The following is a 15,365-nucleotide window of genomic DNA, read 5'->3' on the forward strand; positions in this document are numbered from 1 at the left end:
CACTTTTGGTTAGAGGTGATAACCTGAAATTAGGAGTGCAGCACCTTCTCAGCGTCACGCTTTCCGAAGATGCGCGTAATCCAGCGAGGTAGGAAAATGGCGCCCAGCACCAGGTAGAGGTAGTAGGTAACAATGCGGTAAAGCAGCACCATGAAGTTGGTCATGGTAGGCGTGCCAATAAACTTTCCGAAGAAGGTGGGGAAGGCGCCCTCCGCAATGCCCGCGCCGCCGGGGGTAATGGCAATGAGCAGGATAACCTTATAGGTGAGGTTGCGGCCAAAAATCAGCCAGAACTCCGCCCAGGTTACGTCAATAAATGCCGAAATCAGACAGCCAATAACCAGATACCGCGCCGTCCAGACGAAAGCCGTGCTGAGGGAAGCGCGCAGCCAGTAAGCCAGCCCATTGCCGCGCAGTTGCGCTGAGGCTAGTACCAACTCGTTGCCGTGTTGATAAGCTTTATTACGCCAGCGACGTAGGCCGGCAATAGAAAACAACCGGATAAATAGGCGGCGTACTGATCTGGGATTCACGAAGATAGCGTACACCATCAGAAAAGCGTAGGCCGATACAAAGACGTAGCTCGCAATAAATGCTATCCGCAACGTAGCAACCAAGCCGCCCTGTAAGGCCTCGTGCGGGTACAGGGCGTCGCCCCCAATCAGCACCACCAGTGGCACCGCCAGCACGTAATACAGGTTGTCGAGCATGGCCGTGGCCATGATATAGCTACCGACTTGCCGAGCGGAATGCCTTCCTTGTGAAGCAACACCGGCGCCACGGCCGTACCCCCCACGGCCGAGGGCAGCACGCACGACGAAAATTCCCAGAGCATGATAACATCTAGGGCGGCTCGCCAACTCAAAACCTTTTGGGTGAGGTAGCGAATTCGGTACACATATCCCGCGTCGCGGGCCACGAGGACGGCCAGCATAAGCAATAGCCAAACTGGCTTAGCGTTGGCTAGGGGAGCCAGGTCGCCGGGCTTGTAGCTACGCCAGAACATGAACCCTACTACACCCAATCCCATCAGCACCGGCAGAATAATCCGCGAGGGGCGCAGTTTATCGAGCAGTTGCTGATCTTCGGCTTGGGTTTCCGTGAGTTGGGGCATGGGGGCGAAATGGGTGCGTGGTAAAGGTACGGATTAGGCAGGGGAGGATGTTAAACCGCCGTTAATTGCTGCTACAAGTGGGCCTGCTTCCTCGCACCGCGCCGAAAACAGCAGGCATATTGGTCCAACAGGACCACCCCGTATTTGTCCTTACTAGTTCTGCCGCGCGGGTGTTACTCGCTGAGCAAAAGAGCACTACTTTCCCGCCAGCAGCCGGTACGTAGCTTAACTTGCCTTTACCTAGTAGTCACGTAGGCGGAATTTCGTAACTCAACGGTTCATCCGTCGGACCGGAAAACCCGTACCTTTGCCTGTTGACGACACCAGATAACTAGAAGCAGCTTAACCTTCTGGCTTATTTTGTTGTTGCTTCGCTACTTATCTCTCTTTTCTACTCCTTGCACATGATTGTCGAACCTGGTGCCCTGCTGGCGGAGATTAATTCGCCCGACGACCTCAAGAAGCTCAGTCCAGACCAGTTGGTTCAGGTAAGCCAGGAGCTGCGGCAGTTCATCATTGATTCCGTGTCGATTTACGGCGGACACTTTGGGGCCTCGCTAGGAGTAGTGGAGCTAACGGTAGCTCTGCATTACGTTTTCAACACGCCCTACGACCAGTTAGTGTGGGACGTAGGACACCAGGCCTACGGTCATAAAATTCTCACTGGCCGCCGCGACCGGTTTCCTACCAACCGCCGTTACCACGGTATGTCGGGTTTTCCGAAGCGCAGCGAAAGTGAGTACGATGCTTTCGGCGTGGGCCACAGCTCCACCAGCATTGGTGCCGCACTAGGCATGGCCGTAGCCTCCGACTACAAGAAAGAATTTGACCGTCAGCATATTGCCGTAATTGGCGACGGTGCCATGACGGCCGGTATGGCGTTTGAGGCGCTCAACCACGCGGGCGTAGAGAAATCCAACCTACTGGTTATCCTCAACGATAACTGCATGAGCATTGACCCCAATGTGGGCGCGCTCAAAGAATATCTCACCGATATCACAACGTCCCGCACGTATAATAAGGTGCGTGATGAGCTGTGGAATGTACTCGGCAAGCTCTCAAAGTTCGGCCCCAATCCCCAGCAGATTGCCCGCAAGGTGGAGTCGGCCATGAAGGCTACCCTGCTTAAGCAGAGCAACCTGTTTGAGGCGCTGAACTTCCGCTATTTCGGCCCCGTGGATGGCCACGATGTGCAGCACCTCGCTACCATCCTCAACGACCTCAAGAGCATTCCGGGGCCCAAAATCCTGCACTGCGTAACGGTGAAAGGAAAGGGCTACGCGCTGGCCGAAAAAGACCAAACCTTATGGCACGCGCCCGGCCTTTTCGATAAGGTAACCGGTGAAATTCACAAAAAGACCTTCTCTACCCCCCAAGCACCCAAGTACCAAGATGTATTTGGTGAGACAATGGTAGAGCTGGCCGAGCAGAATGATAAGATCATGGGTGTGACGCCGGCTATGCCGTCGGGTTCATCGTTGAACATCATGATGAAGGCCATGCCCGACCGGGCCTTCGATGTGGGCATTGCCGAGCAGCACGCCGTTACGTTCTCCGCTGGCCTTGCCACGCAGGGTTTGGTGCCATTCTGCAACATTTACTCCTCGTTTATGCAGCGTGCCTACGACCAGGTGCTGCACGATGTGGCTTTGCAGAACTTGCACGTCGTTTTCTGCCTCGACCGCGCTGGTTTTGCCGGTGCCGATGGTCCTACCCACCACGGCTGCTACGACCTAGCCTATATGCGCTGCATCCCCAACATGGTGGTATCGGCCCCCATGAATGAGGAAGAGCTGCGCAACCTGATGTACACGGCCACCCTGCCCGAAAACGCCGGCCCGTTCAGCATCCGTTACCCCCGCGGCGAAGGCGTCATGCCGGAGTGGCGCAAGCCGCTGAAAAAGCTTACCATTGGCACGGGCCGTGTGGTGCGCGAGGGCGAAGGAGTAGCAGTACTTAGCATCGGTCACATCGGCAACTACGCCGTGAAAGCTACTCAACAGCTCGCCGCCGAAGGCCTCAACCCAGGTCATTACGATATGCGTTTCTGTAAGCCGCTGGATGAGGAAATGCTGCACAACATTGCTCGTCAGTATAAAGGTATTGTGACGGTAGAAGATGGATGCCTGCCCGGTGGTTTTGGTGCCGCCGTGTTGGAGTTCTTGGCCGATCATGCTACAGCCTACCCGTGAAGCGCCTCGGCATCCCCGACCGCATTGTGGAGCACGGCACTCAGGATGAGCTCTATAAAGAGTGTGGTTTTGATGCCGCTGGTATTGCCAGTGCCCTGCGTGAGTTGGCCGGTAAAGTAGTTGCTCAGGCCCCGGTAGAAACTGTGTTGCTGTAAGCTAATTGCCTGTGCAAAAAGCCCCGCCAGATTCGTCTGGTGGGGCTTTTTGCTTATATCCAGTCGGGCAACACAGACTATAGAAAGGAGCCTGCGTTGCGCTGAAAATGAGGTGAATGGCTACGCTTCCCCTCCGGCACTAGGGGGTTCTTACTGAAGTAAGGGAACAAAAAAATATTTATTCATGTAGGTACATCAATCAAATAAATGTCTCTACATTTGTCCCAGATTCAGTGGCGCAGATGCTCCAGAGTCTTCCAGTGTCATCAACAGCAACGCCTACTACTATGGCTACTACCACTTGGGTAATTGACCCCACCCACTCCGAAGTACAGTTCAAAATCAAGCACCTCGTTATTTCTACCGTTACGGGCTCGTTCAAGAAGTTTGAAGGCCAAGCTGTAACGGAGAATGACAGCTTCGAAAACGCCCAAGTGAGCTTTGCTCTGGACGTGAACAGCATCGATACCAACCAGGAGCAGCGCGACGAGCACCTGCGCAACAACGACTTCTTCGACGCTGCTACCTACCCTCAGATTACTTTCACTTCGACTTCGCTAACCCAAAAGGGCGGCGACTACAAGCTGACGGGCAACCTGACCGTGAAGGACGTAACCAAGCCCGTAACGCTGGATGTAGAATTCGGCGGCGTAGCCAACGATTTTTACGGCAACGAAAAGGCCGGCTTTGAAATCAGCGGCAAAATCAACCGCAAAGAGTTTGGCCTGACCTTTCATGCCGTAACCGAAGCTGGCTCTATCGTGCTCGGCGACGACGTGAAGCTGTCGGCCAGCGTGCAGCTGATCAAGCAGAAAGAAGAAGTAGCTGCCTAAGCTGCTAAGCTGAGTCGTTGATCAAACGGCCACGCAAGAACGTCGTGCTGGGCTTACCGCAGCATCTTTACGCCTCGTTGTTATAGTAACGCACTACAGCAACGTCGGTCGTGAAGATGCCCCGATAAGTCCGGCACGACGTTTTTTTGTTGCTCTGATCATCAACAACGTATACGCCTAGTATGTCATCTCACCAGCCTACCATCGTTTTCCTGCACGGCTTCGCCGAATCGCGCGCCATCTGGACGGAGTTTATCCGTGCGTTTCCGGCCGGCTACCAACTTTTTACGCTCGACCTTTTGGGTCACGGCGACAACATTTCTGACGGTTCCGACTACTCTATGGAAGCGCAGGCCCGCTACGTGGCGGAGCAGCTGCGCCAGCAAAACGTGGAGCAGGCGTTACTAGTGGGCCACAGCATGGGCGGCTACGTGGCTTTGGCGGTAGCCGAGCAAATTCCCGATACAGTGGCCGGCTTGGTGCTGTTTCACTCCACTGCCTTACCCGATACCGACGAGAAAAAGGCTAACCGGGACAAGAACAAGGACTTTGTGCTCCGTCATGGGGTAGGGAAGTTTATGGACTCCTTTATCCGGCCCCTGTTTGCGCCTGCCAACCGGGAGCGGCTGGCAGCGCAGCAGGCGTTCTTAGAGGCTATTGGCCGGGACACACCAGAAACTACCGTGTTGGGCGGGCTGGAAGCCATGAAAAACCGGCCCGACCGCACGCATGTGCTACGCGAGGCTCGTTTTCCGGTGCTTTTTATCGGTGGCAAAGATGACGTGGCCGTGGCCGTAGAAAGCTTGCTGCCTCAGCTTGCTTTACCTGCTGAGAGCTATGCGTTGCTACTAAGCAATGTGGGTCACTTAGGGTATTTCGAAGAGCCTGAGCGCACGCGCCACGCCCTGCTGGCTTTTGCTGAGGCGATATACGGAATGACAGGTCGGTAGCTCGGCCTTAACGACTGCCATTGCTTGCTCGTACAGGGAGCAGAGGCCACCTAGGATGCTGGGTGGCCCTTCTTTTTAAGCACTACCATGAGCAAAGCCCCGGCCACCATCGTTTTCCTGCACGGCTTTCTAGAAAGCAACGAAATTTGGGACGAGTTTCTAGCAGATTTCCCCTCGCACTACCGCGTACTGCGTCCTAACCTGCCCGGCTACGGCCCCGACCCCCAACCGGCCGCCGACTACTCCCTGGAAGCCGCCGCCGATTACCTGCAAGCAACACTTAAGAAGGAGGGCGCACATGAGGTGCTGCTAGTGGGCCATAGCATGGGGGGCTACGTGGCCCTGGCCTTTGCCGAGAAGTTTCCGGCTCAGGTAGCAGGACTCTGTTTGTTTCATTCCTCTTCTCTACCCGATGCGGAGGAGGATGCAGAACGGCGCCAGCGTAACCGAGAGTTTTTGCAGCAGCACGGGGTAGCGGCTTTCACGCAGGAGTTTCTGAAGCCGCAGTTTGCAGCCGCCCACCGCGAGTCGATGACTAACCATCTGGAAATGTTGCAACGCATTGGGGCCGCTGTACCCTTGGAAACGGCGTTAGGAGGAATAGACGCCATAGCTCGCCGCCCCGACCGGCGCTTGGTGTTGGAAAAGGCTACCTACCCAGTCCTGTTTATTGCTGGCAAAGACGACAAGGCGGTGCCCTTGGAAAAGACGCACGAGGAAAGCCTGCTCCCCGACCACTGTACCGTACTCTGGCTAGCCAACGTGGGGCACGTCGGGTTTCTGGAGCGCCCCACCGACACGCGCAAAGCCATTGAGGGCTTTGCAGAGCTGGTATTTGGGAAGTAAGGATTTGCTGTGCCAATAGCAGCAACAGCCGTTGGATCTATGAGAAGAAAATAAAAAGCCCTCTTGGCAGAGCCAAGAGGGCTTTTTATGAAGCCTAAGTAGTAGTTACTGCTACACCAGAACCATTTTGTAGCGCAGGCTAGTCGGAACTTCATCTAGGGACATAGCGCGCAGATTAGTTTTATCAACGGGGTTGAAGCTCTGGGCGCTAGGTACTAGTACGCTCTACATTTCTTCGTCGGAAATCCGATGCATGGCTCCGGTAGTGGGGTCTACGATCAGCAAACCAATCAAGCTTCCGAACAGGAGGTTGCCAAAGTACCAGCCGCTAAGATCGGCCTCCAGCTTCATCGTTTTGTCATCTAAGCCAGGCTTCGAGAGTTTGATCTGGTAGCTGGCTTTGGCAAAGTAGCCAGCGCCCGATTTTAGCGTAACGGACACTAGGGCTACACTACTAAACACCTCTTTGCTGTGGCCGCCGGTGATAGTGATGTTGGCACCAACCGGTGCGCTGCCAATGGCAATGGGGTAACGGCTTTTGCTAACGAATAGAAGCGCAACTGCCGAGGGCAAGCGTGGCCGCGAAGGCCAGGTATACAATTACTCTTATTATAGTAGAAAAAGAAGAGGGTACCTAGCTATGTATAAGTGCTATAGCAAAATACAGGGGCCGAAGATAGTAGTCTCCGGCCCCTGTAGGTAGGCTGCAGTAGAACAATCAGACTTATTCTTGTAGCAAACCCATTTCCAGCATTTTCTCCGCAATCTGCACGGCATTGGTGGCTGCACCCTTGCGCAGGTTGTCGGCACTACCCACATATTTAGGGTGCGGGGCTGGGTTTCGTCGCGGCGTAGGCGGCCTACCAACACGGCATCTTTGCCGTGGGCGTCTTTGGGCATCGGGTACACGTTGTTTTTCACGTCGTCTACCAACTCTACGCCTTCGGTCTGGCGAAGCAGTTCGCGAACTTGTTCCAGATCAAACTCTTCGGCAAACTCCACGTTCACGGCTTCCGAGTGACCACCCATTACGGGAATGCGCACGGTAGTAGCCGTTACGCGGATGTTGTCATCGCCAAATATTTTCTTGGTCTCCTTCACCATCTTCATTTCCTCCTTGGTGTAGCCATTGTCCTCGAACACGTCGATGTGAGGCAACACGTTCAAGTCGATGCGATGAGGGTAAGCCTGGGATGTTACCTCGGCGCCGGAGCGCTCCTGCATAAGCTGATCTACGGCTTTCTTGCCCGTGCCCGTTACGCTCTGGTAGGTGCTCACCACAATGCGCTGGGCCTTGTAGGTTTCGTGCAGCTTGTTGAGGGCTACCACCATCTGAATGGTGGAGCAGTTGGGGTTGGCAATGATTTTATCGTCGGCCGTTAGCTCTTTGGCGTTGATTTCGGGTACCACCAGCTTCTTGGTGGGGTCCATGCGCCACGCGGAGGAGTTGTCGATAACGACGGTACCTACTTCGGCGAAGCGCGGAGCTTGCTCCTTGGAGATAGAGCCGCCAGCGAGAAAATAGCTACGGCGGGACGAGCCGCAATGGCGTCGTCCATGCTCACTACCTTATATTTTTTGCCCTGAAATTCAATTTCCTGACCTACCGATTTCTCGGAGGCCACGGGCAGGAGTTCAGTGACCGGGAAGTTGCGCTCGGCCAGTACTTTCAGCATTTCGCCCCCGACCAAGCCGGTGGCGCCTACTACGGCTACTTTCATGAGGTTTAGGTGTTTGTCGGAGGTAAAGGTACATCATGAATTGTGGTATATTTCACCCTGTAGCTCCGAACTGTTCCTTGGGTAAAATAGGAGCTGCACTTCGGCAATTCATCAGGCTTTATTTCGCGTGAAACTATTACTACTGCTACTATTATGCGCCGGTGCTAGTCCGGCTACTGCGCAGCTTGTGGAGTCCTTTACGGACGGCAACTTCACCCAGAACCCAACCTGGACGGGCGACGCCTCATCCTTTCAAGTAAACGCGGCTCAGCAGCTCCAAACCAGTGGCCCAGCCACTACCGGCACCGAGTTGCAACTTCTCACTCCCTGCACAGCAAGCACCGGCACAACGTGGGAGTTTTGGGTTAACCTCAAGCTGGCGACTAGCGGCGGCAACTACGCCGACGTGTGGCTTATGGCCGACCAAGCCGACTTGAAAGCTACGGGCACTAAAGGCTACTTTGTGCGCTTAGGTGGCACCACCGATGAAGTAGCCCTGTTCCGGAAAGATGCCTCAGGTAGCCCCATATACGTCATCAACGGGCAGGATGCCACACTTAGCTCAACCACCAACAACTTGGTACGCGTGCGGGTGCGGCGCAACGTGCAAAACCAGTGGGCGCTGGAGCGCGACTTAGCGGGTGGCACTACCTACGTGAGCGAGGGCACTACCACCGACGCTACCCACCAGCGGAGCGCCTATGTCGGCGTCTATGCTACGTACTCATCGGCCAATAGTCGGGCGTTTTACTTCGATGACTTTCGCGTAACAGATGCTACTGCTCCCGTGCTCACGCGGGCTGTTGCTACGGCTGCCCGGCAGCTTGATGTGGCGTTCAACGAACCAGTAACAGCTACCCAAGCTGCCACCAACTACCAGCTGGCCGGAGCGGGAGCACCCCGTATAACGGCCGCCACGCGTGATGCGGCCGACGCATCAGTAGTGCACCTAACCTTAGCCGCTGACTTGCCATTGGGGGCCAATACGGTGGAAGCGCGCAACGCAACCGACGTATTTGGCAACACGGCGGCTGGCTCCCTATCGGTAAGCTTCCAGAACAATGGGTTTCCTGTGGCGCCTGGGATTAATCAACTACTCATTACGGAGCTACTAGCCGATGAAAGCCCGGTAGTGGGCCTGCCTGCTTCGGAGTTTGTGGAAGTGCATAATCCCTCCGCTACTGCCGTGCTAGACCTGGCGGGCGTGCGGCTGCTGAAGCCGGGTAGCAGCACGGCTGCGGTATTTCCAGCTGGCGCCGTACTGCTACCCGGTGAGTATGCCGTGGTATGCGCAAGTACCCGCGGTGCGCAGTTTGCTAACTACGGTAAAGTGTTCGGGCTAAGTAACTTTCCTAGTCTCAGTAATGCCGGCGACCGGTTAATGCTTCGCGCCAAAGATGGTCGCACCTTGTTCGAGGTAAGCTATGCTGACGCGTGGTACCAAGATGCGCGCAAAAAAGACGGCGGCTGGACTTTGGAAATGATAGATACGGCCACTCCTTGCGCTGCCGGCTCCAACTGGCGAGCTAGTACAGATGCTAGTGGGGGTACACCCGGCCGTGCCAACTCTGTACGCGCTACCAACCCCGACCGCACGGCCCCCACGTTGCTCCGTGCCCTAGCTGTTTCCACAACTACTGTCCGCTTATTCTTTGCCGAAAAGCTAGATAGCGCCACCGCTGCTACAACTACTCTGTACGCTATTACGCCCACCATAGCCGTCACCCGCGCGGCGCCCGTGTCACCCGACTTTCGCGCCGTGGACCTCACACTAGGTGCGCCACTTACCCCAAACCAGCCGCTGACGGTGACGGTGCAACGCATTACCGATTGCGTGGGAAATGCTGCCGGCCCTGCTACCTCGGCTACCTTTGCGGTGCCCGTACCGGCCGTCGCGGGCGACGTAGTCATCAACGAAATCCTGTTCAACCCCCGCACGGGTGGCGTAGATTTCGTGGAGCTGCTGAATCGCTCCACCAAGTACGTGGACCTGCATGGCTGGGAACTGGGCAATGAAAAGCCCGATAAGACCCTGGACACTGAGCCCATCAGCGCCAGCGCAGTGATGCTAGGACCGGGGCAGTTAGTGGTGCTCACTACCCGCCCCGATGTAGTGCAAAGTCAATACCCTACTAGTACCAACCCAGATGCCCTCCTTACTCTGCCAGCCCTACCTACTTTCCCGGATGATGCCGGTGCTGTGGTAGTGCAGGATGCCCAGGGCATGGTGCTAGACCGCTACGCCTACAATACCTCCCAACACTTGACGCTGCTAGACGACGTGAATGGTGTATCGTTGGAGCGGATTCGTGCCGCGGGTGCTAGCGTGGCTGCGAACTTCCACTCGGCGGCCGGCAGCGTGGGGTATGCCACGCCTGGCCGGCCCAATTCTCAGCAGCAAAACGACCCCACGGGTGCTGGCACGCTGGTAGTTGAGCCGGAGCTTTTCACGCCCGATGACGACGGCCAACAGGACTTCACTACCCTTACGTACACCCTCGATCAGCCCGGTTACGCGGGCTCCGTTACAATTTATGACGCCCAAGGACGCCTTACGCGTCGTCTGGTGCGCAACGAAACCCTTCCTACCACGGGCTTCTGGCAGTGGAATGGCCTTACCGATCAGGGCCAAAAAGCAGCTATTGGCTACTACATACTACTCGTGGAGTTGTTTCGAGCCAGCAGCGGAGAGAAACGCGAATACCGCAAAACCGTGGTAGTCGGCACCAGATTCTAGCGAAGCAGTGCGCCTTTCGCAAGGCTGCGGCCCGGCAGTAGCTAGTGAAGTGTTGACCATGCTGCTGCCGACCACGTAGTAGTATGGTGCTGAGAGGGTCCAAGTGCCAAAAGTGCCCACTGCTGGCGCCAGCTTACAGCACGGAGGGGCATTTACGCTACCTGAGTAGGTGCCTGTGCTGCCATGTGGCGTAGGTAATTCGCGCCGGCAATACAGCCTTGTTAGCTACAGGTATGCTACTTCTAAAAGTAGGTTAAAAGATAGATACTGCTGAGGTAAACAGCTCAACTATAAATAATTAACTGAGTAAAAAATTGAAACTCAGCAATATCCTTTGTCATGCATGCGCGTAAGAAAAGGCATCATTCTCCACATAATGTCTTTTACCCATGAAAGTAATATCACCCCGCGTGCACGGCATGCTCGACTATGGCACCATTGCCTTGTTTGCCTTAGCTCCTACGCTGTTCAACTTTGATGGTCCGTACGCTACGGCCTGCTACGTGCTGGCTGCCGGCTACCTGCTTATCACCCTGATGACGGATTTTCCTCTTGGTATCTTCCGCATGATTCCCTTCCCCATGCACGGTGGCCTTGAGCTTGTGAGCGGCTTAGCCCTGCTGGCAGTGCCGTTCTTGTTCGGCTTCCACGATGACAACCACGAAGCACGTAACTTCTTCATGGGAATGGGTATGCTGTTTCTGGGTTCGTGGCTGCTGACCGACTGGCGAGCTGATACGCATACCCACACCAACCCTCGCAACTCAATGATGCCAAACCACCAGCACTAAGTGCTGGCAGATAGGCCAACGAAACGCTTGGTAGCTTCGTGCTGCCAGGCGTTTTTTATGAGGTGGAAGTTGCTGATTACGAGAAGGTCGACAGTATCCTTGCTGCGGCTGAGCCGTATCAAAGGATATCCACCTTAACACTGTCTAGCTATGAAATTCCTTTCCCCCGCCGCACATGGCGTTGTTGATGTTCTGTTTATTACCATCTTGGCAATGGCGCCTATCATGTTCGATTTGCAGCCTGCTATAGATGTAGCCTGCTACGTATTGGCCGGCGGCTATTTGGTCATTACCCTGCTTACCGATTTTAAGCTAGGCTTGTTCCGGGTGATTCCGTTTCCCGTGCACGGCTGGCTCGACTTGCTTACTGGTATTGCCCTATTGGCCGCGCCCCTGCTGTTTCGGTTTCCGGCTGCCAGCTCCGAGCGAAACTTGTTCTGGGTGCTCGGGCTGGTTTCGGTAGTCACTTGGTTTATCACCGACTGGAAAAAACAGTCGCGCAGCCTTATGACCGACGAAGGCTAAGCTGACGGCAGTAGCTACCTTACGCGCACGGCCCGCTGTTCACTCTGGAACAGCGGGCCGTGCGGTTTCTGGCGGTATGTGGTCTGAGCCTTACCGGCGGAAGGAAAAACCAATGAAGAATTCCTGGTCCATTTCCTTGCTGAGAGCTAGGTGGGTACCAAAGTCAAACTGCAGGTTCTCCGTGACGGTGAAGATGGGAGCCACGTTGATGGAGGAGCGCCAACCCGTATGCTCGGCATCCCAGCGCGTTACGCCTTCTACTAGGAAGCTGAATACATCGGTAAACTCGTGGTCGATGGCAATGGAAGGCATCACTTGCAGGTAGTGCTTGCCCTGCTCTCGGTCGTAGTTCATATCCGATTCTACCTGCAAATCTAGGTTCCACTTGTGGGGCAGTTCCAAATTCACGGGCACAATCAGGCCGCCTTCCACGGCCCCGCTGCCGGCTTTGCCGCCCGTGGGCAAGCGCGTGTAAGCTACTACGGCCATAGCAATCGGGCCATCTTGGTCGTCGCCGAGGAAGTTGTGCTTCAACCGCACATTCACGTCCCCGAAACCCCGGCTACGCTGCCAGTCGGTCTCGCCCGCTTGGCGTTCCTTGGTTACTTTGTATAGGGGTACTTCCAGCTGTAAATCGGTGCGGCGCGTCAAACCCAGCTTGAAGGTAGTGTAGGCAGCTTTCCACTCTCGATTGTGGGTACCTTCTTCGCGGCTATTAATAAGGCGCAGGGCATCCGATTCCATCTGAAAGTGGCCCGCATCTACTGTAAACGGGCTTTCCGTTACGCCGGGGCGGTCGGGGCGGAGTGGGCGGAGCCGGTTGCGCGGTACTGGATGAAACAAGTCAAAGTGGGCCGAGTCGTAGGGACTAGGCTTGGGGGCATCTTGGGCCGCTAGCTGCAATGGCAGCAGCAAGCACAGCAATAGCAAACGTGCGTAAGAAGGGAGCATAGCATGAGGGGAAAAGGAGAGTAAAAGAGCGTATTTCGCCCCCTACGGAAACGCGCGTAAGCCGGCCTAGAACAGTAGGTTGATTTTTGCGTTGAAGTTGCGCCCTTGGTTGTAAATGCCTCGCCGCCCAGTAGGAGAGCTGGCGTAGTACTCAAAGTATTTCAGTCGGTTAAGGTGAGATTGGTAGGTGGTGTTGAAGGCGTTATCGAGGTGCAAAAAAAGTTGTAGCCACTCGCGCTGGCTGGGGCCTTTCACTAGTCCTACCCCCGTACCTAAGCCCAGCAACGCGTATCCTGCGGTGCGAGTTTCGGTATTATCTACGGCGTAAAACCGGTTTTGCGGAGCATGATAGTCGAGCACGGCCCGCACATAAGGCTGGGTGAAGCGGCGCCACCTGCGTTGGCTGGTCAGGCGCACTTCGGAGCGGGTATGTAAGGGCGGAATCAGAGGCAAGTACTTGGCGGCTGCGCCGTTTGCTTCCAGCAGGGCTGCTTCCTTATTTACCCCCGTTACGTAGGCCAAGCTATTGTTGAACGCCAACGCGGGCCAAGCGCGCGGGTGCAGATTTACGGTGACTTCGGCCCCGTAGAGCTGGGCGCGCCCCTGCTGGTATTGGTAGGTAGCATTGCCGGGCACCACTACCACGGGCTGCCCGTCGGGCCCGGTGAGGCGGGCTTGGTAGATGTAATTGTCGATGTTGTTGAGGAAACCACTGACGCTTACTTCCGCATCGGGAAGGTAAGCGCTAAGGCCTAGGTCTTCCTGCAAGCCGAACTCAGGCCCAAACGTGCGGTTGCCGAGGTACACAATGTGGGCGCCGGGGTCCAGGCCATTGGAGCCCACTTCCGTGATGTTGGGGGCCCGGTAGCCGCGGGCTACGTTGGCGCGCAGCAGCAGACGCTCAGAAAGGTTGTAGGTAGCGCCCACGCTGGCGGAGATGCCGCGGTACGTGGTGCGGAAGGCGGCGAACTGCGGGGCAGCTCCTGTGCTAGTCGCCACCTGTTGGGCCCAGCCCGTGGTGGAGTCGAGGCGCACGTAGAAATCGGGCCAGCGTAGCACCCGGGTGTCGTACCGCACTCCTCCCGAGAGGTCCAACTTGCCAAACGTCTTTTTCAGGAACACATAACCACCCACGTCAAACAAGGAGTAGTTGGGGATAGGGAAATCGGTGGCGTCGCGGTTTGTATTGGTTTGATACATTCCATTCAAGCCACGGTAGTTTCCAGGCCCAGCCACGTGGGCGCGGCGTAGCGCACGTCGTAGGTATAGGTGTTCAGGGCTACTGCCAGGCCTGCTTGCTGCGGTGCCAGCGGGTGGTTGTACTCCCGGCGTAGATTGTGCTGAATGCCAAGCAGCGTGTGCAACTCCCCGGTCCCTAAGTGCCAGCGCGTGCGGCTTAGGAGGCGGTAGTGTTGGATGTGCTGATGCAACGGATTGATGCGGTACGTAGCCAAGTCGGGGGCCGAAACCAGCGGCCGGTTCTTTAGGTCATCCTGGTCGCCTTCGGCTACCTGCCGGGTAAAGCGCCGGCTTAAGGAGTCGCGGCTGCCGTCGGGTATTTCCTGGATGTTGTCGTAGAGGGTGGCAGTAAGCTGGGTAGACCCCCACCGCTTTTCTACCCCAATTGTGGCCGTGGCATGTAGTTCCCGGAAGGCGGTGCCGTACACCCGGCCTTCCAAGGCATTGCGGTAGGCTTGCGCCAAGCGGTAGGAGCCGCGGGCCCCGTACTGCCAGCCATTGTGCGCATAGCGCAGGCCCACGGAGGTGCCTAGTAAGTGGTTATTGGTTTGATACTCCATCAGCGCATCGCCGTGCACGTGGCCGTCGGCCTCCGAGGACAGGCGCGGCAACATGTTTATAACTCCCGCCACCGCATCAGAACCGTACATCAGGCTGGCCGGTCCCTTCACCACCTCAATCCGGTCGATGTCGTATTGGTCGATTTCAATGCCGTGCTCATCGCCCCACTGCTGCCCTTCTTGGCGCAGGCCGTTGTAGAGAGTAAGTACGCGGTTGTAGCCCAGCCCCCGAATGAAAGGCTTGGAAATATTGGGGCCCGTGGTAACGGCACTAAGGCCCGGTACACCTTTCACCGCCGCGTCAATCACGTTGCCAGTGCTGTTGAGGTTCACTTCGCGGCGCGTGAGGACGGCAATGGGCACGGGGCTGCGCCGGATTTCTGTCGCCCGCGACACGCCCGTAACCACTACTTCGCTCAGAGCGGCAGGGGTAGCCGCTAGGCGGGCGTTGATTTCCGTGGCCTGCCCGGCTCGTACGGCCACGCGTTGCCGCTGAGCTTGGTACCCCATGCTGGAAAACACTAGCTCGTGTGTACCGGCGGGCACTTCCCGCAACTCGAAATAGCCTTGTGCCGTCGTGGCCGTTCCGAGGGCGGTGCCCGGTAGAGCCACCGTCGCTAACTCTAACGGCTTGCCATCGGCCAGCACTTGCCCCCGAATACTACCCGTTGCCGCTACTTGTGCCGAGGCAACTAGACTTCTCAGAACCAGCATACATATCACCGCAATACAGTACGTGAGCCTCATAGAT

The 15,365-nt window shown here is 56.3% G+C and carries 12 protein-coding genes and 2 pseudogenes; 7 read left to right on the forward strand and 7 right to left on the reverse strand.

Annotated features, from left to right (window positions below; translation table 11 throughout):
- Positions 1-29 precede the first annotated feature (29 nt).
- Together VI25_RS26815 and VI25_RS26820 are read right to left on the reverse strand one after the other, a co-directional pair.
- A complete protein-coding gene (locus tag VI25_RS26815; protein WP_236705018.1) occupies positions 30-722 on the reverse strand; it encodes a lysylphosphatidylglycerol synthase domain-containing protein in 693 nt (230 codons plus the stop codon).
- Positions 662-1,114 carry a lysylphosphatidylglycerol synthase domain-containing protein gene (locus VI25_RS26820; protein WP_236705019.1) on the reverse strand — a complete coding sequence of 151 codons (453 nt, stop codon included), beginning with the start codon at positions 1,112-1,114 and terminating at the stop codon, positions 662-664. The genes VI25_RS26815 and VI25_RS26820 overlap by 61 nt, the downstream gene beginning before the upstream one ends.
- Before the next feature lie 404 nt (positions 1,115-1,518).
- Here VI25_RS26820 and dxs point away from each other — a divergent pair.
- The 4 genes and pseudogenes from dxs to VI25_RS11650 all read left to right on the forward strand — a co-directional run bounded on the left by dxs (position 1,519) and on the right by VI25_RS11650 (position 6,090).
- Positions 1,519-3,461: pseudogene (gene dxs, locus VI25_RS11635) on the forward strand (1-deoxy-D-xylulose-5-phosphate synthase).
- 287 nt (positions 3,462-3,748) lie between these two features.
- Positions 3,749-4,294 (forward strand): YceI family protein, encoded by a 546-nt coding sequence (locus tag VI25_RS11640; RefSeq protein ID WP_045689739.1) that lies wholly within the window; start codon positions 3,749-3,751, stop codon positions 4,292-4,294.
- A gap of 182 nt (positions 4,295-4,476) precedes the next feature.
- Entirely contained in the window at positions 4,477-5,244 is a 768-nt protein-coding gene (locus VI25_RS11645; protein WP_055562516.1) for an alpha/beta fold hydrolase, read from the forward strand.
- A gap of 87 nt (positions 5,245-5,331) precedes the next feature.
- Complete coding sequence (locus VI25_RS11650) at positions 5,332-6,090, forward strand: alpha/beta fold hydrolase (protein ID WP_045689738.1); 759 nt, start codon at positions 5,332-5,334, stop codon at positions 6,088-6,090.
- 225 nt (positions 6,091-6,315) lie between these two features.
- Here VI25_RS11650 and VI25_RS11655 read toward each other — a convergent pair whose 3' ends face one another.
- A complete protein-coding gene (locus VI25_RS11655) occupies positions 6,316-6,663 on the reverse strand; it encodes a hypothetical protein (protein ID WP_152981587.1) in 348 nt (115 codons plus the stop codon).
- 151 nt (positions 6,664-6,814) lie between these two features.
- Positions 6,815-7,811, reverse strand: a pseudogene (locus VI25_RS11660) (aspartate-semialdehyde dehydrogenase).
- A 127-nt stretch (positions 7,812-7,938) separates the two neighbouring features.
- Between VI25_RS11660 and VI25_RS11665 the strand changes: the two are divergent.
- The 3 genes from VI25_RS11665 to VI25_RS11675 all read left to right on the forward strand — a co-directional run bounded on the left by VI25_RS11665 (position 7,939) and on the right by VI25_RS11675 (position 11,864).
- The gene (locus VI25_RS11665) at positions 7,939-10,548 is read left to right on the forward strand and encodes a lamin tail domain-containing protein (RefSeq protein WP_055562517.1); all 2,610 of its coding nucleotides are present in this window, start codon (positions 7,939-7,941) and stop codon (positions 10,546-10,548) included.
- A gap of 389 nt (positions 10,549-10,937) precedes the next feature.
- Positions 10,938-11,339, forward strand: a complete 402-nt coding sequence (locus tag VI25_RS11670; RefSeq protein WP_045689737.1) for a hypothetical protein — start codon at positions 10,938-10,940, stop codon at positions 11,337-11,339.
- Positions 11,340-11,489: 150 nt separating this feature from the next.
- Positions 11,490-11,864 (forward strand): hypothetical protein, encoded by a 375-nt coding sequence (locus VI25_RS11675; protein WP_045689736.1) that lies wholly within the window; start codon positions 11,490-11,492, stop codon positions 11,862-11,864.
- A 90-nt stretch (positions 11,865-11,954) separates the two neighbouring features.
- Here VI25_RS11675 and VI25_RS11680 read toward each other — a convergent pair whose 3' ends face one another.
- The 3 genes from VI25_RS11680 to VI25_RS26830 all read right to left on the reverse strand — a co-directional run bounded on the left by VI25_RS11680 (position 11,955) and on the right by VI25_RS26830 (position 15,328).
- A complete protein-coding gene (locus VI25_RS11680; protein ID WP_045689735.1) occupies positions 11,955-12,815 on the reverse strand; it encodes a transporter in 861 nt (286 codons plus the stop codon).
- A gap of 66 nt (positions 12,816-12,881) precedes the next feature.
- A complete protein-coding gene (locus tag VI25_RS26825; protein WP_236705020.1) occupies positions 12,882-14,015 on the reverse strand; it encodes a TonB-dependent receptor in 1,134 nt (377 codons plus the stop codon).
- Positions 14,016-14,020: 5 nt separating this feature from the next.
- Entirely contained in the window at positions 14,021-15,328 is a 1,308-nt protein-coding gene (locus VI25_RS26830) for a TonB-dependent receptor plug domain-containing protein (RefSeq protein ID WP_236705021.1), read from the reverse strand.
- Between the last annotated feature and the right edge of the window lie 37 nt (positions 15,329-15,365).

The sequence above is a fragment of the Hymenobacter sp. AT01-02 genome (assembly GCF_000961955.2).
Taxonomy (GTDB): Bacteria; Bacteroidota; Bacteroidia; order Cytophagales; family Hymenobacteraceae; genus Hymenobacter; species Hymenobacter mucosus.